This is a genomic window from Rubrivivax rivuli, assembly GCF_004016505.1.
GTDB lineage: Bacteria > Pseudomonadota > Gammaproteobacteria > Burkholderiales > Burkholderiaceae_C > Rubrivivax > Rubrivivax rivuli.
Window position 1 is genome coordinate 596,128 of sequence record NZ_SACR01000002.1, and the last position, 23,545, is coordinate 619,672.

24 protein-coding genes are annotated in these 23,545 nt (G+C 69.5%); 11 read left to right on the forward strand and 13 right to left on the reverse strand.

Going from position 1 to position 23,545, the window contains the following annotated elements; translation table 11 throughout:
• Positions 1-14 precede the first annotated feature (14 nt).
• Genes EOE66_RS07220 through EOE66_RS07235 form a run of 4 tightly spaced genes read left to right on the forward strand, consistent with a single transcriptional unit; the run spans position 15 to position 3,729 of the window.
• Positions 15-1,343, forward strand: a complete 1,329-nt coding sequence (locus tag EOE66_RS07220) for an ABC transporter substrate-binding protein (RefSeq protein ID WP_128227983.1) — start codon at positions 15-17, stop codon at positions 1,341-1,343.
• Positions 1,344-1,347: 4 nt separating this feature from the next.
• Complete coding sequence (locus EOE66_RS07225; RefSeq protein WP_128227984.1) at positions 1,348-2,154, forward strand: ABC transporter ATP-binding protein; 807 nt, start codon at positions 1,348-1,350, stop codon at positions 2,152-2,154.
• Positions 2,151-2,447: a hypothetical protein gene (locus EOE66_RS07230; RefSeq protein ID WP_128227985.1), complete on the forward strand. Its 297-nt coding sequence runs from the start codon at positions 2,151-2,153 to the stop codon at positions 2,445-2,447. The genes EOE66_RS07225 and EOE66_RS07230 overlap by 4 nt, the downstream gene beginning before the upstream one ends.
• 28 nt (positions 2,448-2,475) lie before the next feature.
• Positions 2,476-3,729: a phenylacetate--CoA ligase family protein gene (locus tag EOE66_RS07235; protein ID WP_128227986.1), complete on the forward strand. Its 1,254-nt coding sequence runs from the start codon at positions 2,476-2,478 to the stop codon at positions 3,727-3,729.
• Positions 3,730-3,745: 16 nt separating this feature from the next.
• On the opposite strand, the gene EOE66_RS07240 is transcribed toward EOE66_RS07235, so the two are convergent.
• Positions 3,746-4,372 (reverse strand): SOUL family heme-binding protein, encoded by a 627-nt coding sequence (locus EOE66_RS07240; protein WP_205702649.1) that lies wholly within the window; start codon positions 4,370-4,372, stop codon positions 3,746-3,748.
• A 184-nt stretch (positions 4,373-4,556) separates the two neighbouring features.
• Here EOE66_RS07240 and EOE66_RS07245 point away from each other — a divergent pair, with 184 nt between their 5' ends.
• A complete protein-coding gene (locus tag EOE66_RS07245; RefSeq protein ID WP_128227987.1) occupies positions 4,557-5,534 on the forward strand; it encodes a tripartite tricarboxylate transporter substrate-binding protein in 978 nt (325 codons plus the stop codon).
• Between the two features lie 58 nt (positions 5,535-5,592).
• On the opposite strand, the gene dtd is transcribed toward EOE66_RS07245, so the two are convergent.
• From dtd to tyrS, 3 genes are read right to left on the reverse strand one after another with little or no spacing between them, the layout of a single operon-like run.
• Positions 5,593-6,033 (reverse strand): D-aminoacyl-tRNA deacylase, encoded by a 441-nt coding sequence (gene dtd, locus EOE66_RS07250; protein WP_128227988.1) that lies wholly within the window; start codon positions 6,031-6,033, stop codon positions 5,593-5,595.
• A complete protein-coding gene (locus tag EOE66_RS07255) occupies positions 6,030-6,932 on the reverse strand; it encodes a cation diffusion facilitator family transporter (protein WP_128227989.1) in 903 nt (300 codons plus the stop codon). The genes dtd and EOE66_RS07255 overlap by 4 nt, the downstream gene beginning before the upstream one ends.
• 6 nt (positions 6,933-6,938) lie before the next feature.
• Positions 6,939-8,207, reverse strand: a complete 1,269-nt coding sequence (tyrS, locus tag EOE66_RS07260) for a tyrosine--tRNA ligase (protein ID WP_128227990.1) — start codon at positions 8,205-8,207, stop codon at positions 6,939-6,941.
• 236 nt (positions 8,208-8,443) lie between these two features.
• Between tyrS and EOE66_RS07265 the strand changes: the two genes are divergently transcribed.
• Together EOE66_RS07265 and EOE66_RS07270 are read left to right on the forward strand one after the other, a co-directional pair.
• Positions 8,444-9,814, forward strand: a complete 1,371-nt coding sequence (locus tag EOE66_RS07265) for a M23 family metallopeptidase (protein WP_245478943.1) — start codon at positions 8,444-8,446, stop codon at positions 9,812-9,814.
• A 44-nt stretch (positions 9,815-9,858) separates the two neighbouring features.
• The gene (locus EOE66_RS07270) at positions 9,859-10,974 is read left to right on the forward strand and encodes an anhydro-N-acetylmuramic acid kinase (RefSeq protein WP_205702650.1); all 1,116 of its coding nucleotides are present in this window, start codon (positions 9,859-9,861) and stop codon (positions 10,972-10,974) included.
• A 46-nt stretch (positions 10,975-11,020) separates the two neighbouring features.
• On the opposite strand, the gene erpA is transcribed toward EOE66_RS07270, so the two are convergent.
• From erpA to rplM, 3 genes are all read right to left on the reverse strand, one after another.
• Entirely contained in the window at positions 11,021-11,392 is a 372-nt protein-coding gene (gene erpA / locus EOE66_RS07275) for an iron-sulfur cluster insertion protein ErpA (RefSeq protein ID WP_128227991.1), read from the reverse strand.
• Positions 11,393-11,538: 146 nt separating this feature from the next.
• Entirely contained in the window at positions 11,539-11,931 is a 393-nt protein-coding gene (rpsI, locus tag EOE66_RS07280) for a 30S ribosomal protein S9 (protein ID WP_054140570.1), read from the reverse strand.
• Positions 11,932-11,941: 10 nt separating this feature from the next.
• Positions 11,942-12,370, reverse strand: a complete 429-nt coding sequence (gene rplM / locus EOE66_RS07285; protein ID WP_054140569.1) for a 50S ribosomal protein L13 — start codon at positions 12,368-12,370, stop codon at positions 11,942-11,944.
• A 365-nt stretch (positions 12,371-12,735) separates the two neighbouring features.
• On the opposite strand from rplM, the gene EOE66_RS07290 reads away from it, so the two are divergent.
• Both EOE66_RS07290 and EOE66_RS07295 read left to right on the forward strand, forming a co-directional pair.
• Positions 12,736-13,497 carry a DUF2726 domain-containing protein gene (locus EOE66_RS07290; protein ID WP_128227992.1) on the forward strand — a complete coding sequence of 254 codons (762 nt, stop codon included), beginning with the start codon at positions 12,736-12,738 and terminating at the stop codon, positions 13,495-13,497.
• 8 nt (positions 13,498-13,505) lie between these two features.
• Positions 13,506-14,603, forward strand: a complete 1,098-nt coding sequence (locus EOE66_RS07295; protein WP_245478944.1) for a serine/threonine protein kinase — start codon at positions 13,506-13,508, stop codon at positions 14,601-14,603.
• Positions 14,604-14,622: 19 nt separating this feature from the next.
• Here EOE66_RS07295 and htpG read toward each other — a convergent pair whose 3' ends face one another.
• The 6 genes from htpG to EOE66_RS07325 form a co-directional block, all read right to left on the reverse strand.
• Positions 14,623-16,500 (reverse strand): molecular chaperone HtpG, encoded by a 1,878-nt coding sequence (gene htpG / locus EOE66_RS07300; RefSeq protein ID WP_128227993.1) that lies wholly within the window; start codon positions 16,498-16,500, stop codon positions 14,623-14,625.
• Positions 16,501-16,604: 104 nt separating this feature from the next.
• Positions 16,605-17,456, reverse strand: coding sequence for a PA4780 family RIO1-like protein kinase (locus EOE66_RS07305; protein WP_128227994.1), 852 nt, complete (start codon positions 17,454-17,456; stop codon positions 16,605-16,607).
• Complete coding sequence (locus EOE66_RS07310; protein ID WP_164885042.1) at positions 17,453-19,090, reverse strand: amidase; 1,638 nt, start codon at positions 19,088-19,090, stop codon at positions 17,453-17,455. The genes EOE66_RS07305 and EOE66_RS07310 overlap by 4 nt, the downstream gene beginning before the upstream one ends.
• 37 nt (positions 19,091-19,127) lie before the next feature.
• A complete protein-coding gene (locus EOE66_RS07315; protein WP_128227996.1) occupies positions 19,128-20,432 on the reverse strand; it encodes a M16 family metallopeptidase in 1,305 nt (434 codons plus the stop codon).
• 46 nt (positions 20,433-20,478) lie between these two features.
• Positions 20,479-21,399: a YihY/virulence factor BrkB family protein gene (locus EOE66_RS07320; protein WP_128227997.1), complete on the reverse strand. Its 921-nt coding sequence runs from the start codon at positions 21,397-21,399 to the stop codon at positions 20,479-20,481.
• Positions 21,400-21,521: 122 nt separating this feature from the next.
• Positions 21,522-22,271, reverse strand: a complete 750-nt coding sequence (locus EOE66_RS07325; protein WP_128227998.1) for a helix-turn-helix transcriptional regulator — start codon at positions 22,269-22,271, stop codon at positions 21,522-21,524.
• A 119-nt stretch (positions 22,272-22,390) separates the two neighbouring features.
• Here EOE66_RS07325 and EOE66_RS07330 point away from each other — a divergent pair, with 119 nt between their 5' ends.
• Positions 22,391-22,681: a DUF2834 domain-containing protein gene (locus tag EOE66_RS07330; RefSeq protein WP_128227999.1), complete on the forward strand. Its 291-nt coding sequence runs from the start codon at positions 22,391-22,393 to the stop codon at positions 22,679-22,681.
• Positions 22,682-22,771: 90 nt separating this feature from the next.
• A complete protein-coding gene (locus EOE66_RS07335; protein WP_128228000.1) occupies positions 22,772-23,545 on the forward strand; it encodes a ferredoxin--NADP reductase in 774 nt (257 codons plus the stop codon).

Genomic DNA, 23,545 nt, shown 5'->3' on the forward strand with positions numbered 1-23,545 from the left:
TCGGAGACAAGACCATGAAACTCAGCACCCTGGCCCTGGCCGCCACCCTGGCTGCCGGCAGCCTGTTCACCGCCACGGCCGCGCTCGCGCAGGCCAAGGTGCAGTTCTTCCCCAGCCTCACCGGCCGCACCGGCCCCGTGGCGCCCAACGCCACGCCGTTTGCGAACGGCTATGCCGACTACATGAAGCTCGTGAACGCGCGCGGCGGCATCAACGGTGTGCAGACCCTGGTGGAAGAGTGCGAGACGGCCTACGCCACCGACCGCGGCGTGGAGTGCTATGAGCGCCTGAAGGGCAAACACGGCGGCGCCACGGTGTTCCAGCCGCTGTCCACCGGCATCACCTTCGCGCTGACCGAGAAGATCCCGAACGACAAGATCCCGATGATCACTTCGGGCTACGGCCGCAGCGACAGCCAGGACGGCGGCGTCTTCAAGTGGAACTTCCCGCTGATCGGCCATTACTGGGTGGCCGGCGACACCGTGCTGCAGCACATCGCCAAGAAGGAAGGCGGCTGGGACAAGCTCAAGGGCAAGAAGATCGCCGTGGTCTACCACGACAGCCCCTTCGGCAAGGAGCTGCTGCCCATCATTCAAGAGCGGCAGAAGATGCACGGCTTCGAGGTGCAGCTGCTGCCGGTGCCGGCACCGGGCGTGGAGCAGAAGGCCATCTGGCTGCAGGTGCGCCAGCAGCGCCCTGACTTCGTGATCATGCAGACCTGGGGCGTGATGACGGCCACCGCGCTGAAGGAAGCCATCGCCACCGGCTACCCGCGCGAGAAGATGTTCGGCACCTGGTGGAGCGGCGCCGAGCCCGATCTCAAGGACGTGGGCGCCGCTGCCAAGGGCTACAGCGCGGTGATGATGCAGCACGGTGCCGAGCCGCAGGCCGCCGTGGTGAAGGAGATCCTGGACAAGGTGCACGCCAAGGGCCAGGGCACCGGGCCGAAGGACGAAGTGGGTCAGGTGCTCTACATGCGCGGCGTGGTCGGCGCGATGCTGGCCGTCGAAGGCGTGCGCGCGGCGCAAGAGCGCTTCGGCAAGGGCAAGGTGATGACGGGCGAGCAGGCGCGCTGGGGCTACGAGAACCTCGACCTCACGCAGGCCAAGCTGGATGCACTCGGCTTCAAGGGCGTGATGCGGCCGGTCTCCACCAGCTGCTTCAACCACATGGGCTCGGCCTGGGCGCGTGTGCACACCTGGGACGGCGCCAAGTTCACCTGGGCTTCTGACTGGCTGCAGGCCGACGAGCAGCTGATCAAGCCCATGGTCAAGGCCTCGGCCGAGAAGTACGCCGCCGAGAAGAAGCTGACGCGCCGCGCACCGGCAGACTGCCAGAGCTGAAGCCATGAGCGCCCCGCTCCTCAACGTCAACGGCATCGAGGTCATCTACAACCACGTCATCCTGGTGCTCAAGGGCGTGAGCCTGCAGGTGCCCGAGGGCGGCGTGGTGGCCTTGCTGGGTGGCAACGGTGCCGGCAAGACGACCACGCTGCGCGCGGTGAGCAACCTGCTCGCCGGCGAGCGCGGCGAGGTCACCAAGGGCAGCATCGAACTGCGCGGCGAGCGCATCGAGAAGCTCAGCACCTCGGCGATGGTGGAGCGGGGCGTGATCCAGGTGATGGAGGGGCGGCACTGCTTTGCGCACCTGTCCATCGAAGAGAACCTGATGACGGGCGCCTACACGCGCAAGGACGGCAAGGGCGCCATCAACGCCACGCTGGAGAAGGTCTACAACTACTTCCCGCGCCTGAAGACGCGGCGGGGCAGCCAGGCGGCCTACACCAGCGGTGGCGAGCAGCAGATGTGCGCCATCGGCCGCGCGTTGATGGCCAACCCGAAGATGGTGCTGCTCGACGAGCCCAGCATGGGCCTGGCGCCGCAGATCGTGGAAGAGGTCTTCGAGATCGTGAAGGACCTCAACCAGCGCGAGAAGGTCACCTTCCTGCTGGCCGAGCAGAACACCCACATGGCGCTGCGCTACGCCGACCACGGCTACATCCTGGAGAGCGGCCGCATCGTGATGGAAGGCGCCGCGAAAGACCTGCGCGAGAACGAGGACGTGAAAGAGTTCTACCTCGGCATGGGTGGTGGCGACCGCAAGAGCTTCAAGGACGTGAAGAGCTACAAGCGCCGCAAGCGTTGGTTGTCATGAGCGACGACGACTTCGGCCTCGCGCTGCCCGCCTTCAAGCCCGACGAGGCGCTGCAAGCCCTGCAGCGCGCCGCGCGCGACCTGAAGCTCAGCGCCCGCAGCGCCGGCTTCGAACTGCGCGGCAAGCCCGTGCTGCAGGCCAGCGTGGAAGGCGATGCCATGCAGGTGCGCCTGGCCCGCAAGCTGGCGATGACGCCCGAGTGGGACCGCCACACCGTGCGCAACGCCGCCGAGCAGCGCAAGCTGATCGATGAACTGAAGAAGCGCCTGGCCCGCTGGGACCAGGAAGACTGAAACGACCTCCACCCCAAGCAGGCGCCGCATGCAGCCCGACCCCCTGGAGACCCGCAGCCCGGCTGAACGCGAGGCTGCGCTGGCGCAGGCCCTGCCCGTGCAGGTGCAAGCCGCGATGGCCGTGCCGGCGATGGCCGCGCGGCTGCAAGGCGTGGACGCAGCCGGCATCACCAGCCTCTCGGCACTGGCGACGCTGCCCGTCACGCGCAAGCACGAGCTGCTCGATGCGCAGAACGCGCAGCGCGGCAGCGATGCCTTCGGCGGCTACTCGGCGCTGGGCTGGGCCACACAGCGTGCGCTGCGGCCGGCACGGCGCGTCTACCAATCGCCCGGCCCGATCTACGAACCCGAAGGCTTCGCCGCCGACTACTGGCGCGTGGCCCGGGCGATGCGCGCCGCAGGCTTCACGGCCGGCGACCTGGTGCACAACAGCTTCAGCTACCACCTCACGCCCGGCGCATGGATCATGGAAAGCGGCGCGCACGCCTTGGGCTGCACCGTCTTCCCCGGCGGCGTGGGCAACACCGAGCTGCAGCTGCAGGCCATGCAGCACCTGCGCCCCAGCGCCTACACCGGCACGCCGAGCTTCCTGCGCATCCTGCTGGAGAAGGCGGCCGAGACCGGCGTGCAACTGCCCAGCCTGCAGAAGGCGCTGGTCAGCGGCGAGGCCTTCCCGCCCAGCCTGCGCGACTGGCTGCTGGAGCGTGGCATCGCCGGTTACCAGGCCTACGCCACTGCCGATGTCGGCGTCATCGCCTACGAAACCAGCGCCCGCGAAGGCCTGGTGGTGGATGAGGGCGTGATCGTGGAGATCGTGCGCCCGGGCACCGGCGACGTGCTGCCCGATGGCGAGGTGGGCGAGGTGGTGGTCACCACCTTCAACGCCGACTACCCGATGCTGCGCTTCGGCACCGGCGACCTGAGCGCCGTGTTGCCCGGCCCCTGCCCCACCGGCCGCACCCACACGCGCATCCAGGGCTGGATGGGCCGCGCCGACCAGACGGCCAAGGTGCGCGGCATGTTCGTGCACCCCAGCCAGGTGGCCGACGTTCTCAAGCGCCACCCCGAACTGGGCCGCGCGCGCCTGGTGGTGGAGGGCGAGATGGCCAACGACCGCCTCACCCTGCACGCCGAGACCGCCAGCGCCGCTGCAGGCCTGCAGGCCGCCGTGGCCGCGAGCGTGCGTGACCTCACCAAGCTGCGCTGCGACGTGCAATTGCTGCCCCCGGGCAGCTTGCCCAACGACGGCAAGGTGATCGAGGACAAGCGCAGCTACGCCTGAGCAGCGCCGGCCGGCTTCAGGACAGGGTCAGCCAGATCTCGTTGCGGCGCAAGAACCACGGCATCAGCGGCGGGTCGTAGCGCGAGAACACCGGCTCGCCGGCCCAAGCCATCTGCGCCTCGGTGAGGGCCTTCTGCAGCTGCCCCAGGTGCTCGTCGTAATTGGCCTGCGACCAGGTGCCGCGGTAGCGGATGACAGCAACCTTCGTGGCCGGCACCTCGCGCAGCTTCACACGCGCATCCAGCGGCTCGGGCGCGGTGGCCAGGCTCACGCTGGCCGGCAGCACGAACTGCACCACGAAGCGGTCTTCGCCGCTGGCCGTCTGCGTCACCGGTGCCGTCATGGCCATCTTCATGGGCGCGGCCGTCTGCGTGACGGGGGCCGTCATCGCCATCTTCCGCTCGCCCTTGTTCTTGCCGAAGATGTAGCCGGCCAGGATGGGGAAGGCCGTGTTGCCGGCGGTCTCTGACGTGCCGGTCACTTCCACCTCGGCCACGACGTAGGGCGCGTACTGGCGGATCTCCACCGCGCCGAGCTGGCGCACGAGTTCGAAGGCGGGTTCTTCGGTGGCCATGGCAGCAGGGGCGGCCATGGCCAGGAGGCCCGCGCCCAGCAGGCCGTGCAGTGCAGAGCGTCGAATCATGGAGCGCCTGAAGGTGGAAGGGGTGCCGAGTGTGCAGCCAGCGCTGCGCCCCGGCGAGCAAGAGGGCCAAAGGCGTGATGACCTCACACCGGCCAAGCGATAAGTAGTTCCCGACGTGACCCCGCCACCCGGCGGTCCTAACATCGCGCCCGTTGACCACCGTCCGTCCCCTGGAGACAAGACCATGAAGACCCAGATCAAGACCCTCACCGCCCTGGCAGCGGCCTTCGTGGCCACCAGCAGCTTCGCCTACCCCGACAAGCCCATCACCATGGTCGTGCCGTTCGCGGCGGGCGGTCCCACCGACAAGGTGGCCCGCGACCTCGCCGAGGTGCTGCGCAAGAACCTGAAGAACCAGACCATCATCATCGAGAACGTGGGCGGGGCCGGCGGCACGCTGGGCGCGGCCAAGGTGGCCAAGGCCGCTCCCGATGGCTACACCTTCCTGCTGCACCACATCGGCATGGCCACCGCGCCGGCCCTGTACCGCAACCTGTCGTTCAAGGTGCTGGAAGACTTCGAGTACGTGGGCATGGTCAACGACGTGCCGATGACGCTGATCGGCCGCCCCACGCTGCCGGCCAACAACTACGCCGAGCTCGTGAAGTGGCTGGAAGCCAACAAGGGCAAGATCAACCTGGCCAACGCCGGCCTGGGCGCTGCTTCGCACCTGTGCGGCCTGCTCTTCCAGCAGAACCTGAAGATCGACATGACCACCGTGCCCTACAAGGGCACCGCGCCGGCCATGACCGACATTCTGGGCGGTCAGGTCGACATCATGTGCGACCAGACCACCAACACCACCGGCCAGATCGAAGCCGGCAAGGTCAAGGCCTACGCCGTCACCACGCTCAAGCCGCTGAGCACGCCCGCCCTGAGCAAGCTGCCCACGCTGGATTCGCAAGGCCTGAAGGGCTTCAACGTCTCCATCTGGCACGGCCTGTACGCGCCCAAGGGCACGCCCAAGGCCATCGTCGACCAGGTGAACACCGCGCTGCGCGCCGCGCTGAAGGACCCCGAGTTCATCAAGCGCCAGGAAGCCCTGGGCGCCGTGGTTGTCAACGACAACCGCATCAACCCCGCCGACCACAAGAAGTTCGTGGAAGCCGAGATCAACAAGTGGGGCCCGGCCATCAAGGCGGCCGGCCAGTACGCTGACTGAAACACGGCAGCCTGCGCGCAACAAGAGGCCGCCCAGGGGCGGCCTTTTTCTTTTCGGCTCAGCGCACCGTGATCGGGATCGTCACCGGGCCGTCGTTCACCAAGTGCACCTGCATGTCAGCGCCGAACTCGCCGGCAGCCACCTGCGGGTGGCGCGCGCGCGCCAGGCGCAGCAGTTCTTCGTAGAGCCCACGGCCCAGTGCAGGCGGTGCTGCACCCGTGAAACTCGGCCGGTTGCCGCCACTGACATCGGCCGCCAGCGTGAACTGGCTGACGATGAGCAAGCCGCCGCCCACGTCCTGCACGCTGCGGTTCATCTTGCCGGCCTCGTCGCTGAAGATGCGCAGCTTCAAGAGCTTGTCCAGCAGCTTCGCGGCCTGAGCCGACGTGTCGGCAGGTTCAGCGCACACCAGCACCAGCAGGCCAGGGCCGATCTCGCCCACGGTGGCACCCGCCACTGCCACGCGGGCCTCGCGCACGCGCTGCACGAGCGCGATCACGTGCGGGTCTCCTCGCTGTCCAGCGGGTCGCCCAAGTGGGCTTCCACACCCAGCGGCAGGAGCTGGATGCTGGCCCTCAACCCGGGCACGGCCTCCATCAGGGCCCGCTCGACCAGGGCGCGCTCAGCGGCCGCCTGGCCCAAGGTCCAATCGGCCGGCATGTGCATGTGCAGGTCGATGAAGCGCCGCGGCCCGGCGCGGCGCGAGCTCACGTGGTCGAAGCGCACGGCGTCGTGGGCCGCTGCCGCCAGCACGCGCGCCACCGCGGCCTGGTGTTCGGGCTCCAGCGCCTCGTCCATCAGGCCGCGCACCGATTGCCACACCAGGGCCGCGCCCACGCGCAGGATGTTCAGCGCCACGGCGATGGCGATCACCGGGTCGAGCCAGCCCCAGCCGGTGGCCATCACCGCCAGCAGCCCAGCCACCACGCCGACCGAGGTCCAGACATCGGTGAAGAGGTGCCGTGCATCGGCCTCCAGCGCCATCGAATGCACCTGCCGCGCCTTGCGCAGCATGCTGAAGGCCAGCGCGCCGTTCAGCGCCGAACTCAGCACCGAAAGCAGCAGGCCCAGGCCCACAGCCTCCAGCGGCTGCGGGTTCAACAGGCGGTCGACCGAGGCCCACACGATGCCCAACGCCGCCGCGAAGATCAGCACGCCCTCGAAGCCGCTGCTGAAGTACTCGGCCTTGTGGTGGCCGTAGGGGTGGTCGTCGTCGGGCGGACGGGCCGCGATGGTCACCATCGCCAGCGCGAACACCGCACCAGCCAGGTTCACCAGCGACTCCAGCGCGTCCGACAACAGGCTCACGCTGTCGCTCACCCACCAGGCGCCGGTCTTCAGCGCGATGGTGGCCAGCGCCACCGCGATGGACAGTTGCAGGTAGCGCTGTACCTGCATGCGCGCTCAGGCCGTGAGCGTCACACGCGCGAACTTGCGCTTGCCGACCTGCACCACGTAGACCCCAGCAGCCAGCTTCAAACCTTTGTCGCTGACCACGCCGCCGTCGATGCGCACACCGCCTTGCTCCACGAGACGCAGCGCCTCGCTGGTGGAAGGCGCCAGGCCCGCCTGCTTGAGCAGCGCGCCCACGGCCAGCGGGGCGCCGACGAGCGCCACTTCAGGAATTTCGTCAGGCACACCGCCCGCTGCGCGGCGGTGGAAATCTTCCACCGCGGCCTCGGCCGCCGCCGCGCCGTGGAAACGCGAGGTGATCTCGCGCGCCAGCATCACCTTGGCGTCCTTCGGGTTGCGGCCGCCCTCCACCTCGGCCTTCAGCGCCGCGATCTCGCCTTCGGGCCGGAAGCTCAGCAGCGTGAACCACTTCCACATCTGCACGTCGCTGATGCTCAGCACCTTGGCGAACATGGTGTTGGGCTCTTCGGTGATGCCGATGTAGTTGTGCTTGCTCTTCGACATCTTCTCGACGCCGTCCAGCCCTTCCAGCAGTGGCATCGTCAGGATGCACTGCGGCTCCTGCCCGAACTCCTGCTGCAGCGCGCGGCCCACCAGCAGGTTGAACTTCTGGTCGGTGCCGCCGAGTTCGAGGTCGCTCTTCAAGGCCACCGAGTCGTAGCCCTGCATCAGCGGGTAGAGCAGCTCGTGCAGGCTGATGGGCGTGTTGGCCTTGAAGCGCTTGGTGAAGTCGTCGCGCTCGAGCATGCGCGCCAGCGTGTACTTGGCCGAGAGCTGGATGAGCCCGCGCGTGCCCAGCGGGTCGCTCCACTCGCTGTTGTAACGAATCTCGGTCTTGCTCGGGTCCAGCACCAGGCTGGCCTGCTTGTAGTAAGTCTGGGCGTTGGCCTCGATCTGCTCGCGCGTCAGCGGCGGGCGCGTGGCGTTGCGGCCCGAAGGGTCACCGATCATCGAGGTGAAGTCGCCGATCAGGAAGATGACCGTGTGCCCCAGGTCCTGCAGCTGGCGCATCTTGTTCAGCACCACGGTGTGGCCGATGTGGATGTCGGGCGCCGTCGGGTCCAGCCCGAGCTTGATGCGCAGCGGCTGGCCCGTGGCTTCGGCACGCTGCAGCTTCTTCACCCAATCAGGCTGCGGAAGCAGTTCGTCGCAGCCCCGCAGAGACACGGCCAGGGCTTGCTGCACCGCATCGCTCAAAGGCGCGGTGTCGGCGGAGGGCACGGTGCTGGCGGTCGCCGGTTTGGCGCTGGGCTCTGTCATGAACGCTTACTCGGAGGGGGGCTACGCACTCGCCCGAACGGGGGTGCCTTCGTTATACTCTGCCGACCTATCCAGGACGGATGTCACGGCCCAGCCTTCGGCTGAACAGCCTTTCATTCTAGTGGACGGCCTGTCTGGCGCCGGCGTTTGCCCGCCACCGCAGGCCACCCCGTCAACACCGCCGGCCCCCTGATGCAGCCACAGGGTCTCCTGCGCTCAGCCGTGATGTCCCGCCCTTGAAGCCCGCTGCCCAACGCGCCCTGCAAAGCCTCCAGGCCTTCAGCCGCCAGCATCGCCGCACGCTCGTGGCGGGTGCGGTGGTGCTGATGGCCGGCTTCGGCATCACGGCGGTGGCCGTGGCACCCCTGGCGCCTGATGCAGCCTCGCTGCCGAAGCGGGTTGTCACCGAGGCCCTGGTCCCGCAGGGCGTCGAGAGCCAGCTCGCCGAATTGGCGCTGCAGGAGCTCACGCTGACCCGCAGCGACATCACGCGCGGCACCGACACTGCAGAGGCCCTTTTCGCGCGCCTGGGCGTGCGCGACCCTGAGGCCGCCAGCTTCATCCGTACCGATGCCACGGCGCGACGCCTCATCACTGGGCGGGGCGGCAAGATGGTGCGCGCCGACACCGATAGCTTCGGCAGCCTGCGTGAGCTGGTGGCACGCTTTCCGGCCGAGAACAGCGAACTGGCGCGCACGCATTTCACGCGCCTGACGGTCTCGCGCATCGACGGCCGCTGGCTCGCGCGTCTTGAGACGGCGCCCTTCACGACGCAAGCTCGCCTCTCCAGCGGCAGCATCCGCAGTTCGCTCTTCGCCGCCACCGACGAATCGGGCCTGCCTGACGCCGTGGCCGTGCAGCTGGCCGACATCTTCTCCACCGACATCGACTTCCACCGCGAACTGCGCAAGGGCGACACCTTCAGCGTCGTCTACGAAGCCCTGCTCGCCGATGGCGAGCCCGTGGCCTGGAACGAAGGTGCGGGCCGTGTCCTGGCCGCCGAGTTCGTCAATGCCGGCCGCGAGCACCACGCCGTGTGGTTTGCCGGCGCCGATGGCAAGGGCGCCTACTACGGGCTCGACGGCAGCAGCAAGCGCCGCGCCTTCCTGGCCAGCCCGCTGGAATTCTCGCGCGTGACCTCCGGGTTCGCGATGCGCATCCATCCCATCTTTCAGACCCGCCGTGCTCACCTGGGCGTGGATTACGGCGCGCCCACCGGCACGCCCGTGCGCGTGGTGGGCGATGGCGTGGTCGACTACGCCGGCCGCCAGAACGGCTACGGCAACGTGATCGAAGTGCGCCACCCGAACAACCGCACCACGCTCTATGCGCACCTCAGTCGCATCGACGTGAGGAAAGGCCAGCGCGTCGAGCAGGGCCAGCGCATCGGTGCCGTCGGCGCCACGGGCTGGGCCACCGGCCCGCACCTTCACTTCGAATTCCGCGTCAACGGCCAGCACCAGGACCCGCTGCGCGTGGCCAAGGCTTCGGAGTCGCGTCCCATCGAATCCGGTCTGCGCCCGCAGTTCCAGGAACGCGTGGCCGCAGTGCAGGTGAAGCTGCAGGCTGCCGAGACCCTGGGCGGGGCACGCGTGCGCATGGAGTGAGCACGCGCCGGGCTCGAGCGCCTGGCTGTGTTGCGATTCCGTCCATGGCCTGGTTCATCGGTCTGATGTCAGGCACCTCGCTGGACGGCGTGGATGCCGTGCTCGCCGAAGCCGCGCCGGGCGCTGGCCCGCTGCAATCCCGGGCCCACCGGCACTTTCCCTTCCCACCGGCCCTGCGCGCCGAATTGCTGGCGCTCAACCGCAGCGGCGCTGACGAACTGCACCGTGCCGCGCTCGCGGCCAACGCGCTGGCGGCGGTGTACGCCGAGGCCGTGCAGGCGGTGCTGCAGGCGCAAGACCTGGCGCCCACCGCGATCACGGCCTTGGGTGCCCACGGGCAGACCGTGCGCCACCAACCCGGCCTGCACGATGGCATCGGCTACACCGTGCAGATCCTCAACGGCGCACGGCTGGCCGAACTGACCGGCATTGACGTGGTGTGCGATTTCCGCAGCCGCGATGTGGCCGCCGGCGGGCAAGGGGCGCCGCTGGTACCGGCTTTCCATGCAGCCCGCTTCGCGCAGCCCGGGCAGACGCACGCGGTGCTCAACCTCGGCGGCATTGCCAACGTCACGCTGTTGCACGCCGATGGCCGCGTCGAGGGCTTCGACACCGGCCCGGCCAATGTGTTGATGGACACCTGGTGCCAACAGCACCGAGGCACCAGCCACGACGCCAGCGGGCAGTGGGCCGCGAGCGGGCAAGTCGACGACGGATTGCTGGCGCGCGCCCTGGCCGAGCCCTACTTCGCGCTGCCCCCACCCAAGAGCACGGGGCGCGATCTGTTCGATGCGCGCTGGCTGGCCACCTGGCTCGAGGGCGCAGCCGCAGTGGTGCCTGTCGACGTGATGGCGACCTTGGCTGCCTTGACGGCCCGCAGCGTTGCCCAGGCGATCCACACGCATGCGCCCGAAGCCCGGGCCCTGCACGTGTGCGGAGGCGGTGCTTCCAACACGCACCTGATGGGTCTGTTGCAGGCGGCCTTGCCGGATGTGGCCGTGGCCAGCACGGCTGCCCTGGGCGTGGCGCCCGATCAGGTGGAAGCGCTGGCCTTCGCCTGGCTGGCCCAGGCTTGCCTGGCGCGAAGGCCCGGCAACATGCCGGCTGTGACCGGCGCCCAGGGCCCGCGCGTGCTGGGCGCGCTGTACCCGGCCGCCTGAGCCTTGCGCGAGATGGCGCCGCCTCGCAGGCGGCGCACGTTAAAGATCAGACCGAGAATGACGAGCCGCAACCGCAGGTGGTGGTGGCGTTCGGGTTCTTGATGACGAACTGCGCGCCCTGCAGGTCTTCCTTGTAGTCGATCTCGGCGCCGCCCAGGTACTGCAGGCTCATGGCGTCGATCAGCAGCGTGACGCCGTTCTTCGTCATCTGCGTGTCGTCTTCGTTGATCACCTCGTCGAAGGTGAAGCCGTACTGGAAGCCCGAGCAGCCGCCGCCTTGCACGAAGACGCGCAGCTTCAGTTCGGGGTTGCCTTCTTCGGCCACGAGGTCGGCCACCTTGGCGGCGGCGCTGTCGGTGAAGACCAGCGGGGGCGGCATTTCGTCGGTGGTGACGGGCAGTTCGGCAACAGCGTTCATGGCAGGCTCCAGTGGCAGCGGAAATCGAGAGACGGTAGTTGGGGGCTGCGCCCCAAAAAACAAAACCGCGGACGTCGATTGTCGACGATCCGCGGTTCGTTGGCCGGCTCCCCGCGTTGGCAGCAGGGTGGCCGGGCCGGGGGGGGTCAGCGCTTGCTGAACTGCTTGCGGCGGCGAGCGCCGTGCAGACCGACCTTCTTGCGTTCCACTTCGCGCGCGTCACGCGTCACGAAGCCGGCACGGCTGAGGTCGGGCTTCAGCGCGGTGTCGTAGTCGATCAGCGCACGGGTGATGCCGTGGCGCACCGCGCCGGCCTGGCCGGATTCACCGCCGCCGTGCACGTTGATCTTGATGTCGAAGGCCTCGTTGTTGCCCGTGAGCAGCAGCGGCTGGCGCACGATCATGATGGAGGTCTGACGGCCGAAGTAGGCGTCAATGGGCTTGCCGTTGATGACGATCTGGCCGCTGCCCTTCTTGATGAAGACGCGTGCCACGCTCGACTTGCGGCGGCCGGTGCCGTAATTCCAGGTTCCGATCATCGCTTCGTCCTCAGATCTCGAGCGGCTTGGGCTGCTGAGCGGTGTGCGGGTGGGTGTCACCGGCATAGACCTTCAGCTTCTTGACCATCGCGTAGCCCAGCGGGCCCTTGGGCAGCATGCCCTTGACGGCCTTCTCCAGGGCGCGGCCGGGGTGCTTGGCCTGCATGTCCTTGAAGGGCGTGGCGGTGATGCCGCCGGGGTAGCCGCTGTGGCGGTAGTAGATCTTGTCGGTGGCCTTGGCCCCGGTCACGCGGAGCTTGTCGGCATTGACGACGATGATGAAATCACCGGTGTCGACGTGAGGCGTGTAAATGGCCTTGTGCTTGCCGCGCAAACGGCGTGCTGCTTCGCTGGCAACACGACCGAGCACCTTGTCGGTGGCGTCAATCACAAACCACTCGTGCGTCACTTCGGCCGGCTTGGCGCTGAAGGTCTTCATGAGAGTCTCTCTGGGGTCGCGGGCTTGAGGGCACCGCGCGTTGCATCGGCCTGCAGGGCCTGCGCCCTGACCGCCTGCCGATCCTCCTTTGGTACCGCTCTGTGGGGGGCGGCCTCGCGGGGCGATCTTGCGGCAGATGGTTCTTTTCCCGGCCGAAATTGGGAAAAGCCCGTGAGTATAGCTGCATTGTGGCCGGCAAGGGCAGCCTGCTGCAGACCGCGCCCGCTGAGCCGTGGCGCGCGCGGCTCACCCCCATCGGGCTGACGCGCCGCCAGGGGGCGGCGGCAATAATCCCGGCTCACCCGGTGCCCCGGCATCCGCAACGCCCGCCGGGCGCTGCGCCAGCGCCTGCCGCTTTCCCTGCCATGCCGCCCCTGCTTGCCTGGATTCCCGCCCTCGTGGCCGCCGCGCTGCTGCTGGTGGCGCTGCTGCTGCTGATGCAGGCGCGGCGCAAGCCCGGGCGCGGGCCGCTGCCGCGCGAGTGGGGCCTGTCGCCGAGGCCGGTGTTCACGTCCGACGAGCGCCGGCTGTACCGCCAGCTGCGCGAAGCTTTGCCGCAGCACGTGATCCTGGCCAAGCTGCCGCTGGTGCGCTTCTGCCAGCCGCTCGACCCGAAGCGGGTGCGCTACTGGTACGAGTTGCTGGCCGGCAGCCATGTGGCCTTCGCCATCTGCAGCCCCAGCGGGCGCGTGCTGGCGGCCGTGGACATCGAGACCGAACGCAGCACCTCGCGGCGCAGCCGGCAGATCAAGGCCGCCGTGCTGGAGACCTGCCGGGTGCGCTACCTGCGCTGCACGCCCGGTGAACTGCCGACGGTGGCCACGCTGCAGGGCCTGCTGCCGCTGCCGGTGCTGAACTCGGCGATGCCGGTGTCGGCGCCCATGCCCCTGTCGCCCGTGGACCAATCGCGCGAGCGCCTGTCCAACACCGTGGCCTCGCGCCGCCAGCAGCGCCAGCAGGGCCAGTGGCCCGATTCGGCTTTTGCCGACTCGCGCTTCGCCGATTCGACCTTTGCCGACTCGCACCACAGCACGCTGCAGCCCGCGCCCGAGCCCCCGCCGGGGCAGGCGCCCGAGGGCGGCGGGATGGTCGTCGACGGCCCGGCGCCACCGGCACGGCGCCCCTGAGCGCGCGCGTGGATTACAGCCACCTCGACCCCCAGCGCGTGCTGGACGCGCTGGACGCCGTGGGCCTGCGCGGCGACGGCCGCGTGCTGCAGCTCAACAGCTACGAGAACCGCGTCTTCCAGGTCTTCCTGGAAGAGCCCCACCAGGGCCACAGCGCCGTGGTGGCAAAGTTCTACCGGCCGGGCCGCTGGAGCGACGCGCAGATCCTGGAAGAACACGCCTTCGCGCTGGAGCTCGCCGCGGCCGAAGTGCCGGTGGTGCCGCCGCTGGCCCTGCCCTCGGCCACGCCCGAGGTGCAGTTGCTGGGCACGCCGCCCACGTTGGCTTGCGGCTTCGGCCACCGTTGGGGCGTGTCGGCCCGCTGCGCCGGCCGCGAGCCCGAGCTTGAAGACCCGGCGGCGCTGCGCCAGCTGGGCCGTTTCATCGGGCGGCTGCACGCGGTGGGCCGGCAGCGGGTGTTCGAACACCGCCACCACCTGCACCCGCGCGCCGACGGCGAACGCGCGCTGCGCCTGCTGTTGGCCGGTGGCTTCGTGCCCGACACCGAGCGTGCGCCCTGGCAACAAGCCTGCGAGCAGGCGCTGGCCGCCGTGAACGCGGCCTTCGACACCTTCACGCCCAAAGCGCCCTTGCAGACGCTGCGCCTGCACGGCGATTGCCACCTGGGCAACGTGCTGTGGCGCGACGGCTCGCCGCACATCGTCGACCTCGACGACGCCATGCAAGGCCCGGCGGTGCAAGACCTGTGGATGCTGGTCTCGGGCGACCACGCCACGATGGCGCAGCAGCTCAACACGCTGCTCGAAGGCTACGAACAGTTCTGCGACTTCGACGAGCGCGAACGCCGCCTCATCGAGCCGCTGCGCACGCTGCGCATGCTGCGGCACAGCGCCTGGCTGGCCGAGCGCTGGAGCGACCCCACCTTCCCGCTGAACTTTCCGTTTTTCGGCACCGCGGCCTACTGGAACCAGCAGACCACGCAGCTGCGCGAGCAGATCGAGGCCATGGCCGAGACGGCTGCCCTCATGGACAACGCCCCCGAGGCGCGCTGGCACCGCGGGGGCGTTGACGAAGACGTGAGCTTCGACGGCGACGGTTTCGCCTGAAGTTCACATCACGGCGACATCACGCCGTCAGCAGCGAGTTCACGCGCCGCACATAGGCCGCCGGGTCTTCCAGGTGGCCGCCCTCGGCCAGCACGGCCTGGTCGAAGACGATGTGCGCCAGGTCGTCGAAGCGCTCGCTGCCCTCGGCCGAATCCAGGCGCTTGATCAGCGCGTGCTCGGCGTTGATCTCCAGGATGGGCTTGCTCGCGGGCGCGTTCTGGCCGGCCTGCTTGAGCATGCGCGCCAGGTGGCCGCTCATGTCGCCTTCGTCCACCACGATGCAGGCCGGTGAATCGACCAGGCGCGTGGTGACGCGCACGTCTTTCGCACGGTCTTGCAGGCTGCCCTTGAGGCGATCGATCAGCGGCTTCAGCGCCTCGGCGGTGGCCTCGGCGGCCTTCTTCTCTTCTTCGTCCTGCAGCTTGCCGAGGTCGACGCCGCCCTTGGCCACGCTCTGCAGCGGCTTGCCGTCGAACTCGTACAGGTGGCTGAGCATCCACTCGTCGACACGGTCGGTCAGCAGCAGCACCTCGATGCCCTTCTTGCGGAAGATCTCCAGCTGCGGGCTGTTCTTCGCGGCGGCCAGGCTGTCGGCGGTGATGTAGTAGATGGATTCCTGGCCTTCCTTCATGCGCGCCACGTAGTCGGGCAGGCTCACGCCTTCGTCCGCCGTGGTGCTGGCAAAACGCAGCAGCTTGGCCAGGCGCTCCTGGTTCTGGAAGTCTTCGCCGATGCCTTCCTTCAGCACGGCGCCGAACTGCTTCCAGAACTCGGCGTACTTGTCCTTCTGGTTCTCGGCCACGTCTTCCAGCATGCCGAGCACCTTCTTCGTGCTGCCCTCGCGGATGGCCTTCACGTCGCGGCTTTCCTGCAGCAGCTCGCGGCTCACGTTCAGCGGCAGGTCGGCGCTGTCGATCACACCCTTGACGAAGCGCAGGTACACCGGCATCAGCGCCTCGGCGTCGTCCATGATGAAGACGCGCTTCACGTACAGCTTCACGCCGCCGCGCTTGTCGCGGTTCCACAGGTCGAAGGGCGCCTTGGCCGGCACGTAGAGCAGCTGCGTGTACTCGGTGCGGCCCTCCACGCGGTTGTGCGTGTAGGCCAGCGGCGCTTCCTGGTCGTAGCTGATCTGCTTGTAGAACTCCTGGTACTGCGCGTCGGTCACCTCGCTCTTGGGGCGGGTCCACAGCGCGGCGGCCTTGTTCACGGGCTCCCACTCGTCGGTGGTGACCTGTTCCTTCTTCTCTTCATCCCACTTTTGCTTGGGCATCAGCACCGGCAGGCTGATGTGGTCGCTGTACTTGCTGATGATGGACTTCAGCTTCCAGGCCGAGAGGAACTCTTCCTCGCCCTCGCGCAGGTGCAGGATGACGTCGGTGCCGCGCTGCGCGCGTTCGATGGTTTCCACCTCGAAGTCACCCGTGCCTTCGCTGCTCCAGCGCACGCCCTGGCTGGCCTCGGCGCCGGCGCGGCGGGTTTCCACGGTCATGCGCTCGGCGACGATGAAGCCGCTGTAGAAGCCCACGCCGAACTGGCCGATGAGGTTGGCGTCCTTCTTCTGGTCGCCTTCCAGCTTGGCCATGAACTCCCGCGTGCCGCTCTTGGCGATGGTGCCCAGGTGGGCCACGGCCTCTTCGGCCGTCATGCCGATGCCGTTGTCGCGGATGGTGATGGTCTTCTTTTCCGCATCGAACCAGACGCGGATTTCCAGGTTCGGCTGGTCTTCGAACAGGGCCGCGTTGTCCAACGCCTCGAAACGCAGCTTGTCGCAGGCGTCGCTGGCGTTGCTGACCAGCTCGCGCAGGAAGATTTCCTTGTTGCTGTACAGGCTGTGGGTGACGAGGTGCAGGATCTGCTTGACCTCGGCCTGGAATGACAGGGTTTGCTTGTCCATGGGTGCAGGCAATGACGGTTTGGAATGTGGGAGGGCGGCGTGTTCCCGCCCGGCCAGCGCACTTTGGGGGTGGGCTGGCCGATTTCAAGAGCCGGGCTGGGGCCTCAGCCGGGTGGCTGGCCCATCCGCAGCCGGCGCGCAGCGTCTTCGGCGCGGGCGTCGTCGATCTCGCGCACCACGCCGGCCAGGTCCACCGGCGTCTTCGGGGCCTCGAAAAGGCCGCTCAGCACCGTGTCGGGCCGCAGCAGGCCCTTCTCGTACAGCGCCCAGATCTCCGGGCCGTACTGCGTGGGCAGCAGCGCCGGGTTGTAGCGGCCGAAGAAATCGCGCAGGTTGTCCACGTCGCGCAGCAGCATGCGCCGGGCGTGGTTGTTGCCGGCGGCGTCCACGGCCTGGGGCAGATCGATGATGACCGGGCCGTCTTCGGCCAGCAGGATGTTGAACTCCGACAGGTCGCCGTGCACCACGCCCGCGCACAGCATGCGCAGCACCTCGCGCAGCAGCGTGGCGTGGTGGCGGGTGGCGTCTTCCGGCGTGAAGGGCACGTCGTTCAGGCGCGGCGCGGCGTCGCCCTCGGCCGTGGTGACGAGGTCCATCAGCAGCACACCTTCGAAGAAGTTGTGCGGGCGGGGAACACGCACGCCGGCGGCGGCCAAGCGGTAGAGCGCGTCGACCTCGGCGCTCTGCCAGGCGGCTTCTTGCGATTCACGCCCGTACTTCGTGCCCTTGGCCATGGCGCGGGCCTGGCGGCTGTTCTTGACCTTGCGGTTCTCGGTGTAGTCCACCGCCTGGCGGAAGCTGCGGTGCGTGGCTTCCTTGTAGACCTTGGCGCAGATCACCTCTTCACCGCGGCGCACCACGTAGACCTCGGCCTCCTTGCCGCTCATCAGCTGGCGCAGCACCGCGTCGATCAGCCCTTCGTCCACCAGCGCCTGCAGGCGCGGCGGGGCTTTCATCCCGCGATACCGGTTTCGCGCAGGTAGCCCGGCGCCACGCGGCGGCGGCTGGCCTGCTCGTAGGCGTGGCCGAGTGCCAGCACGCGCGCGTCTTGCCAGGCCAGGCCGCCGAAGCTCAGGCCCGTGGGCAGGCCGGCCACCACGCCCATGGGCACGGTGAGGTGCGGGTAGCCCGCCACGGCGAAGACGCTGCCGAAGCCGCCGCCGCCGGACCGATCACCCAGCAGCTGGTCGATGGGCCAGGCCACGGCGCCGGTGGGACCCACCACGGCGTCGAGCTGGTGCTGGGCGAAAAGCGCGTCCAGGCCTTCGGCGCGCGAAAAGCGCCGGCACGTGGCCAGCGCCTCGGTGTAGACGGTGGCCTCCAGCCCGGCGGTGGCTTCGGACAGGTCGAAGAGCTCTTGCGCGAAGTGCGGCATCGCGCGCGGCGCGTTGGCCTTGTTCCAAGCGATGATGTCCGCGAGCGTCTTCACCGGCGCATCGGGCTGGTAGGCCTTCAGGTAGTCGGCCAGGCCCGGCTTCAGCTCGTGCAGCAGCACGGCGAACTCGGGGCTGCGAATCTTGTCGCGGTTGGGGATCTCCACCGGGTCCACCAGCACTGCGCCCTGCGCGCGCAGCACGGTGAGCGCTTCTTCGAAAAGCGCGGCCACCTGCGGCTGCGTGGGCACGGCGTGGCGCACGACGCCGATGCGCGCGCCTTGCAGCGCGCCGGGCTTCAGCGCCGCGATGAAGTCGGGCGGCGTGGCCGGCTGCGCGGCGGTGGCCGCGTCACGCGCATCGGGCCCGGCCAGGGCCTGCAGCAACAGCGCGGCGTCGCGCACGTGGCGCACCATGGGGCCGGCGGTGTCCTGGCTGGCCGAGATGGGGATGATGCCGCTGCGGCTGACCAGGCCCACCGTCGGCTTGAAGCCCACCACGCCGTTGACGTTGGCCGGGCTGCAGATGGAGCCGTCGGTCTCGGTGCCGATGGTCAGCGGCGCCAGGCCGGCGGCGGCCGCGGCGCCCGAGCCCGAACTGCTGCCGCTGGGGCTGCGGTTGAGCACGTGCGGGTTGCGCGTCTGGCCGCCGCGGCTGCTCCAGCCGCCGCTGCTGCGCGTGCTGCGCATGTTGGCCCACTCGCTGAGGTTGGTCTTGCCCAGGATCACGGCGCCGGCCTCGCGCAGCCGCGCGACGATGGGCGCGTCGGCCTGAGCACGCAAACCCGCCAGCACCAGCGAGCCGGCCGTGGTGGCCATGGCATCGGCGGTGGCGATGTTGTCCTTCAGAAGCACCGGGATGCCGTGGAGCGGCCCGCGCACGCGGCCCGGGGTGCTGCGCGTGCCGCGCCGTTCGGCGTCCAGCGCCTGGGCTTGCGCCAGCGCTTCGGGGTTGAGCTGGATGACGGCGTTCAGGCGCGGGCCGCGCTGGTCGATGGCCTGGATGCGCTGCAGGCAGTGGCGCACCAAGGCCTGCGATGTGAGCCGGCCGCCGGCCATCTCGGCCTGCAGCGCGGTGACGTCCATCGTGTCGAGCTTGCTGTCCTTCAAGGCCGGCTTCACGCTCGCGGTGGCCTTGGCCGAGGTGCCCGCTTCAGCCGGCAAGGCCGCCGCCCCCACGGCGGCCCCGGCCCCCGCCATCCAAGCGCGCCTGTTCACTTTGCCTGCCATGCCGCACCGCCTTGCCTTGTAGGAATCACGCGCCGATTGTGCTGGCCGCTCGGCCTTCGGCCACGAACAAGGCTTCGGCCTGCTCGCGCGCCCGCGCCGTCACGCTGCCGGCCAGGCCGATGGCCGCCGGGCGCATGGCCATGGTGGCGAAAACGCGGCGCACCTGCGCCGGCGTCACGTCGTGCAGGGCCTGCAACTGTTCTTCGGTGCTGCGCACGCGGCCGAAGGTGTACACGTCCTGCACCGCCGCTTCCAGCCGGCGCACGGGCTGCTCCAGCGTGCGCAGCGCGCGCACGGCCAGCTGCTTGCGCGCGCGGGCCAGGGCCACGCTGTCGGTCTTCTCGGCATGGCGCTGCAGCAGCACGGCCACGGCCTGCAGCAGCTCGTCGGCCTGCTCGGGCGCGGTGGCGGCGTCGATGACGAACTGCGCCGCCAGCGCGCCCACGTCGGCCGAACAGCCCACGTGGTAGGCCAGGCCGCGCCGCTCGCGGATCTCGTCCAGCAGCGGCGAGCTCATGCCCTCGCCCAGCAGCGCCGCGGCCAGCACCCAGGCCGTGTGTTTGGCATCCGCCAGCGGCGGCATGCCGTGGCCCAGCACCAGCTGGCACTGCGCGCTGCCGGCCATGCGGCGCAGTTTCACGCCGCCTTGCCAGGCGGGTGCTTCCACCGTGTTGGGCGTGCCGCCGGGCATGGCGCCGAAAGCGGCTTCCACCTGCCGCGCAAAAGCCGGCGCGTCCACTGGGCCGGCCACGGCCACCACCACGTTGGGCCCGGTGTACAGGCGCGCCACGTGGGCCTGCAGGTCGGCGCGCGTGAAACGTTCCAGGTTCGCGCGGCTGCCGATCACGGGCTGGCCCGCCGGGTGCAAGCCGTAGCAGGCGCGGTCGAAGAGGCGGAAGGCCATGCTCACCGGGTCTTCGTCGAACTCGGTGTACTCGTGCAGGATCACCTGGCGCTCGCGCTCCAGCTCTTCTTCGGGGAAGGTGCTGTGCTGCACGATCTCGGCCAGCAGCGCCACGAAGGCCGGCAGATCGGCGGCCATGCCGTCGATGTGGAAGGCCGTGTGGTCCTTGTCGGTGTGGGCGTTGACCTCGGCGCCCAGGGCTTCGGCGGCCAGGTTGATCTGCTGGCAGCTGCGCGTGGCCGTGCCCTTGAAGGCCATGTGCTCCACGACGTGGCTGATGCCGGTGAAGCGCCGCGCCTCGTGCTGGCTGCCGGCGCGCACGAAGACGCTGAGGTTGACGGCCTGCCGCCAGGGCTGGTGCAGCACGAGGCAGCGCACGCCGTTGGGCAGGGTGTGGAGGAAGGTGTCGGGGGCGGTGTTCTGCATGCAGCCGCCGAGCATGCCACGGCAGGCGCCGGGGCTGCCGCCGGGTTCAGCCCGCCGCCGCCCCACGCCGCGAGCCGTGACGCTGCGCGAACAGCCACGTCACCTCGGCTCCATAAAGAAACACCTGCGCCGAGGCATACACCCACACGAGCAAACCCACCACCGCGCTGGCCGCGCCGAAACCCGCCGCCATGCCGGTGCGGGTGAGCAGCCAGCCGATCAAGGCCTTGCCCAGGGTGAAGAGCACGGAGGTGATCAGGCTGCCCAGCACCACATCGGCCCAGCCGATGCGCGCACGCGGCATGCCCTTGTAGATGGCCGCGAACAGCAGCGTGGTGAGCCCGAAACCCAGCACGTGGTTGGCCGCGTCCAGCAGCCCCAGGCTGCCGCCGAAGGCCGGCGCCCACCATCGGCCCCAGGCCGCGAGGGCCGCGCTGGCCGCCAGCGACACCATCAGCAGGAAGCCGACGCCCAGCACCAGGCCGAAGGACAGCAGGCGCGCGCGCAGCAGCTGCCACAGGGTGCCGCCGCGCCGCGGGGTGTCGACGCGCCAGATGTGGTCCAGCGAATCCTGCAGTTCGGCGAACACCGTGGTGGCACCGATGACGAGAAGGACCACGCCCAGCACCGTGCCCAATGCGGATTGGCCGCTGCGCCGCACCTGGTCGAGCATGGTGGCGATGGCCTCGGCGCCCTCGCGGCCCAGCAGCGTTTGCATCTGCTGCAGGATCTCGCCGCGCGCAGCGTCCAGCCCGAACACGGCGCCCGCCACCGAGATGGCGATCAAGAGCAGCGGTGCCAGCGAGAACAGCGTGTAGTAGGCCAGCGCCGCGCCCATGGTGGGCGCGCGGTCCTGCACCCAGGCCACGGCGGCGGCGCGCAGCAGCGAGCCCAGCGCGCGCGGGCTGAGGCCTGACGGGGCTCCGGGGCCTGAGGGGTGGGCGGGCGGCGCCTGCGGTCGGTTCATGCGTGTGCCCGCAGCATGCGCGGGCCAGCGCGCACCCGCCAGCAGACGCCGGCGCGGCCGCGTGCCGGCGGTGTCCTACAGGCTGCGGTGCAGGCGGCGGGACATGAAGGCCGGTGCCCGCTTCAGGCCACCGGCGGCACGGCCAGGGCGCGCGCAGTCTCGGCATCGGCAGCGAACAGGTGCTCGATGCGCAGCGAAGCCAGCGTCACGTCCATGGGTGCGCCAAAGCTGCTGAACATCGAGAACAGCCGCAGCTCGCCCACCTGCGAACGCAGCCGCGTCAGCAGCAGTGGCGTGGCCACGGCGGGTGCCGGCCAGGCCGGCAAGTCGGCCGCCAGGCGCTGCAGGCGCGCGGCGAGCGCCGGCACCTGCGGCGCCTCGCGCCGCGCGCGGTGCAGCACGTCGGCGCAGACCTCGGCCTCGTTGAGCATGCAGCCGCGCAGCCCGCCGGGCGCCAGCAGCCAGTCGAGCAGGTTGACGGGCCCGGTGGGCGCGGGCTGGCCCAGCAGCGCCAGCAGGCGCAGCACGGCGGCGTTGGCCATCACCAGGTTCCATTCGGCGTCGATCACCAGCGCCGGCGGGCTGCCGGGGGCGTGCAGCAGCTGCTCCAGCGCCTGCCGCGCGGGCTGCAGGGCGGGCGCATCCAGCGCCAACTCGGTGTAGGCGGGCGCCAGGCCGGCGGCCAGCAGCACGCCGTTGCGTTCGGGCAGCGGCGCTTCCAAGGCATCCAGCAAGGCCAGCAGCGTGGGGCGCGTGGGGCGCGCGCGGCCGGTTTCGATGCAGCTCAGGTGGCGCTGCGAAACGCCGGCCTTCAAGCCCAGTTCCAGCTGGCTGATGCGCCGCTGGCGGCGCAGTTCGGCAAGGGGGTGCATGTCGCGAGGATAGGCCGGGCCCTGCCCCGGCGCGATGACCTCCGAGGTCGTTGCGGCCATGACGCGGCCCCGCCGAGACTGGCCGCCTCTTCAACGCAACCCCTTCTGGAGACCCCACCATGCCCGCCCACAAAGCCCTGCTCTGGCCCGTCGCGCTCGCCTTCGCCGCCTTTTCCACCTGGGTGCTGTGGCAGCTGGGTTACTTCGGCATCTGGCAGGGCGGTTTCGCCAACCTGGGCTCGATGCAGATCACCTTCGACCTGATCATCGCCTGCACCCTGCTGGTGGGCTACATCGCCCGCGACTGCCGCGCCCGCGGCAAGCCCTGGTGGCCCTGGGCGCTGCTGACGCTGGTGGGGGGCTCGCTGGGCCCGCTGGCCTACCTGCTGTGGCCGCGCCGCAAGGCCTGACGGCGCGGTGTGACCCTGTCAGCGCCCGCGCAGGGGCGGCCCGCTAAAATTCAGGGTTTTCCTTGAAGCCGCGCAGCCCGGCCCGCCCCCATGAGCGCCTTTCTCGAAGAACGTGTCCTGAGCGTCCACCACTGGACCGACCGCCTGTTCAGCTTCACCACCACGCGCGACCCGGCGCTGCGCTTCTCCAACGGCCACTTCACGATGATCGGCCTGCGCGTGGACGGCAAGCCGCTGCTGCGCGCCTACAGCATCGTCAGCGCGAACTACGAAGAGCACCTCGAGTTCCTGAGCATCAAGGTGCCGGATGGCCCGCTCACCAGCCGGCTGCAGCACATCCAGGTGGGCGACACCATCATCGTCGGCAAGAAGCCCACCGGTACGCTGCTGATCGACTACCTGCTGCCGGGCAAGCGCCTGTACCTGCTGGGCACGGGCACCGGGCTGGCGCCTTTCCTGAGCGTGGTGCGCGACCCCGAGACCTACGAGAAGTTCGAAGAGGTGGTGGTGGTGCACGGCGTGCGCGAGGTGGCCGAGCTGGCCTACCACCAGCTGCTCAGCGAAGACCTGGCCAAGGACGAACTGCTGGGCGAGGTGGTGGCCGGCAAGCTGAAGTACTACCCCACCGTCACGCGCGAGCCCTTCCGCAACCAGGGCCGCATGACCGACCTCATCGAGAACGGCAAGCTCTTCACCGACCTCGGCGTGCCACCGCTGGACCCCGCGGTCGACCGCGTGATGATCTGCGGCAGCCCCGCCATGCTGCGCGACCTGAAGCGCCTGCTGGAAGAGCGCCAGTTCAAGGAAGGCAACACGACCAAGCCCGGCGACTTCGTCATCGAGCGGGCTTTCGTCGAGCAGTAA

Bases quoted from the DNA above. Each gene is read 5' to 3' on its own strand.
- tyrS (WP_128227990.1), bottom strand. From the start codon at position 8,207: ATGACAGAGCCCAGCGCCAAACCGGCGACCGCCAGCACCGTGCCCTCC.
- EOE66_RS07325 (WP_128227998.1), bottom strand. From the start codon at position 22,271: ATGCACCCCCTTGCCGAACTGCGCCGCCAGCGGCGCATCAGCCAGCTG.
- EOE66_RS07235 (WP_128227986.1), top strand. From the start codon at position 2,476: ATGCAGCCCGACCCCCTGGAGACCCGCAGCCCGGCTGAACGCGAGGCT.
- EOE66_RS07335 (WP_128228000.1), top strand. From the start codon at position 22,772: ATGAGCGCCTTTCTCGAAGAACGTGTCCTGAGCGTCCACCACTGGACC.
- EOE66_RS07220 (WP_128227983.1), top strand. From the start codon at position 15: ATGAAACTCAGCACCCTGGCCCTGGCCGCCACCCTGGCTGCCGGCAGC.
- EOE66_RS07270 (WP_205702650.1), top strand. From the start codon at position 9,859: ATGGCCTGGTTCATCGGTCTGATGTCAGGCACCTCGCTGGACGGCGTG.
- rpsI (WP_054140570.1), bottom strand. From the start codon at position 11,931: ATGATCGGAACCTGGAATTACGGCACCGGCCGCCGCAAGTCGAGCGTG.
- EOE66_RS07315 (WP_128227996.1), bottom strand. From the start codon at position 20,432: ATGCAGAACACCGCCCCCGACACCTTCCTCCACACCCTGCCCAACGGC.
- EOE66_RS07240 (WP_205702649.1), bottom strand. From the start codon at position 4,372: ATGATTCGACGCTCTGCACTGCACGGCCTGCTGGGCGCGGGCCTCCTG.
- EOE66_RS07225 (WP_128227984.1), top strand. From the start codon at position 1,348: ATGAGCGCCCCGCTCCTCAACGTCAACGGCATCGAGGTCATCTACAAC.
- EOE66_RS07290 (WP_128227992.1), top strand. From the start codon at position 12,736: ATGCCGCCCCTGCTTGCCTGGATTCCCGCCCTCGTGGCCGCCGCGCTG.
- EOE66_RS07305 (WP_128227994.1), bottom strand. From the start codon at position 17,456: ATGAAAGCCCCGCCGCGCCTGCAGGCGCTGGTGGACGAAGGGCTGATC.
- htpG (WP_128227993.1), bottom strand. From the start codon at position 16,500: ATGGACAAGCAAACCCTGTCATTCCAGGCCGAGGTCAAGCAGATCCTG.
- rplM (WP_054140569.1), bottom strand. From the start codon at position 12,370: ATGAAGACCTTCAGCGCCAAGCCGGCCGAAGTGACGCACGAGTGGTTT.
- EOE66_RS07245 (WP_128227987.1), top strand. From the start codon at position 4,557: ATGAAGACCCAGATCAAGACCCTCACCGCCCTGGCAGCGGCCTTCGTG.
- EOE66_RS07230 (WP_128227985.1), top strand. From the start codon at position 2,151: ATGAGCGACGACGACTTCGGCCTCGCGCTGCCCGCCTTCAAGCCCGAC.
- EOE66_RS07320 (WP_128227997.1), bottom strand. From the start codon at position 21,399: ATGAACCGACCGCAGGCGCCGCCCGCCCACCCCTCAGGCCCCGGAGCC.
- EOE66_RS07330 (WP_128227999.1), top strand. From the start codon at position 22,391: ATGCCCGCCCACAAAGCCCTGCTCTGGCCCGTCGCGCTCGCCTTCGCC.
- erpA (WP_128227991.1), bottom strand. From the start codon at position 11,392: ATGAACGCTGTTGCCGAACTGCCCGTCACCACCGACGAAATGCCGCCC.
- EOE66_RS07255 (WP_128227989.1), bottom strand. From the start codon at position 6,932: ATGCAGGTACAGCGCTACCTGCAACTGTCCATCGCGGTGGCGCTGGCC.